At 76.6% G+C, this 2,619-nt stretch carries 2 protein-coding genes; one reads left to right on the top strand and one right to left on the bottom strand.

Features of this window, described 5'->3' with window-relative positions; all coding sequences use genetic code 11:
* The coding region (locus GPJ59_RS35405) for an MFS transporter (protein WP_219672207.1) at window positions 1-489 on the bottom strand (489 nt) is incomplete at its 3' end.
* Between the two features lie 585 nt (window positions 490-1,074).
* On the opposite strand from GPJ59_RS35405, the gene GPJ59_RS39005 reads away from it, so the two are divergent.
* Window positions 1,075-2,619: an AAA family ATPase gene (locus GPJ59_RS39005; RefSeq protein ID WP_219672204.1), complete on the top strand. Its 1,545-nt coding sequence runs from the start codon at window positions 1,075-1,077 to the stop codon at window positions 2,617-2,619.

The raw sequence follows: 2,619 nt of genomic DNA, 5'->3' as shown, positions 1-2,619 counted from the left end.
GACCACGGCCGGCGCCGCGGCTCCGGCGACGAGGGCGGCCACGGCCAGGCCCGCCACGCGCCCGCCGACCAGCCGCAGCCGGGTCTGCGGGTCCGCGGAGAGCTCGGCGGGCAGCGCTGCGTACGCGGCCTGGAAGAAGGCGAAGGCGGTCGCCGTGAGCAGGAACCCGCCGGCCGCCCACAGCGCTCCCGCCGCGCCCGTGGCGAACCCCGCGAACATCAGGGCGAACGAGGCGGCGACGGCCAGGCCGCCGCCGAGGACGAAGGCGTGCCGGGCCCCGGCCCGCCGGCCGTGCGCCCGGTCGCCGACCCGCCCGGCCACGGGCGTGAGCAGGACGTCCCAGGCCTTGGGCAGCAGGACGGCCGCGCCGGCCGCCGCCGCCCCCACGCCCAGCGTGTCGGTGAGGTAGGGCAGCAGCAGCAGGCCCGGCAGGGTGTTGAAGGCACCGGTCACCAAGGAGCCCGACGCATAGCCGAGTCGTGTGCGCATGGAAAGGGCTCCTCGGACGCGAGAGGGACGACGAAGGACGGGCGCGCAGGACCGCAGGAACGCGGTTGACGCGTGAACGCGGGCGCCCGACGCGCGCCGACGCAGGCGGACGCGTCGGTGCGCCGACGGCGCGTCGGCGCGACCAGGCGCGACCAGGCGCGTCCGCGCGACCGGGAACGGCCGTGCGAGCAGGCGCGTCCGCGCGCCCGTGCGACCAGGTACGCGTGCCCGCGTGCCACGACCGGCACCCCTGTAAGAAACCCGCCGGCGTGGACCGGGACGACTTGCCCCATCGTGCGATGTCTCCCACTCTTGCACCAGTCGGGGATATTCCTCCCCGCCCCCGCCTCTGACCTGGCATCACCGCAATGGCGCGGAGCCGGTTCTCGGGTGCGTCGAGCCGGTGCGTAGGGGAACCACCGGACATCTGCCGCCCGTCAGGGAGACCCCTGTCCGAGACGCGATCGCAGTTGCTGCCACGCAGCTTGTGTCCGACTCGCGGACATTGGTCACCAGGTGCCGAATGAGCCAGGCTGCTGGGTGGGGGAGTGGACCATTGACCAGGTACGCAAGGAGGGGGTTGCTGTGTTGTTGCAGCAGCCGTTGACCGCCGCACGGATCCGGGATCTCGCCGTGCTGCAGAGGCAATTGAGGCTGGCCCGGGAGAGTCCGCGGTTCGTCCGGGTGACCGGCGAGCCCTGGATCGGCAAGAGCCGGCTGCTGCGGCAGCTGGCCGTCTCGGCACGGCAGGACGGCTGGGCGGTGGCCGCCGGCCGCGCCCCCCGGGCCGGCGGCCGCCGCCCGTTCGACGTGCTCGTCGACGCACTGGACGACCATCTGGCCCGGGCCGACGGCTCGTTGTTCGACGACATCGGCGCCGTCAACACGCGGGCGCTCGCCCCCCTCTTCCCCGCGCTCGGCACGCTGGCCGCGGCCGACGCGGAGCCCGAGCCGTACGCCGTGATCCGCGCGGTGCGCGCCCTGATCGGCCGGCTGGCCGCACCGGGCGGGCTGCTGCTGGTGCTGGACGACGTGCACCGGGCGGGCCCGGAGGTCTTCGACCTCGTCGACCACCTCGTCCGCCATCCGCCCGCCGGCCGGGTGCTGACCGTCTTCGCCCACCGCACCGTGCCCGCGGGCCGCCACCTGTCGGCCGTACCGTACGACTCCTCGGACGTCCGCCACCTGGAGCTGCGCCCGCTGCCCGAGGCCGACGCCCGCGGGCTGCTGCCGGCGGGCATGGCGCCGCTGGCCGTGGAACTCGCGCTGCGCGACGCGGGAGGCGTGCCCGGGCTGCTGCACGCCCTGGCCCGGGGCGTGGTCCCCGGCGGCCGCTGCCGCGTCGTGCACGGGAGCGCGGACCTGGCCGAGGGCGTTCCGCCGGTGCTCGGCCGGGACGCGATCGACCTGCACACGCTGTCGTCGCTCGGCTGGCGCAGCGCCTGCGCCGGGGCGGTGCTGGGCGACCCGTTCACCGCGGCCTCCGTCGCCCGGACCGCCGGCCTGCCGCTGGAGGACGCGCTGCGCGGCCTCGACGAGCTGTACGGGGAAGGGCTGTTGCGGGCGGACGGCTCCTGTACGCGCTTCCGGTTCGCCCGGCCGGCCGTGCGGGCCCTGGTGCACCACGCGGCCGGGGCCGGCTGGCGCAGTGCCGCGCTGGAGCGGGCGCTGGACGCGCTGCGCGCGGACCCGGAGGCGGGCCGGCCGCTGGCCGCCCACCTGGAGAACGCGCCCCGGCTCGATCTGGCGGACCTGGAGACGCTGGCGCGGTCGGTGACCAGCGGCCTGTACACGCGACCGGCCCGGTCGCTGCGCTCGCTGCGCCGGCTGACGGCGGACTTCGACGGGCCGGCGGGCCTGCGCATCCTGCACCACAAGGCGCTGGTGGTGTCCGGGCGGCTGGAGGAGGCGGTGGCCGGCCACGCGGAGAGCGGGCTGCGGCCGCACGAGCCGGTGCCGGTGGGCGGCCGGACCGAGGCGGCGGTGTGGCACGCCCGCGCGCTGCGCCTGTCGGGCCGTCATGCCGAGGCCCGGTCGGTGCTGGACGGCGACGGAGGTCTGCAAGCCCCCGGAACCGCCCCTGCTGGCCCTGACGACCGGTCACCAGGGCGCGGGCTACCCCCCGGATAA

This window comes from Streptomyces bambusae (assembly GCF_019400985.1).
Taxonomy (GTDB): Bacteria; Actinomycetota; Actinomycetes; order Streptomycetales; family Streptomycetaceae; genus Streptomyces; species Streptomyces bambusae_A.
Note: the sequence above shows the minus strand (reverse complement) of the source record. Positions and strands in the feature narration are given on the sequence as shown.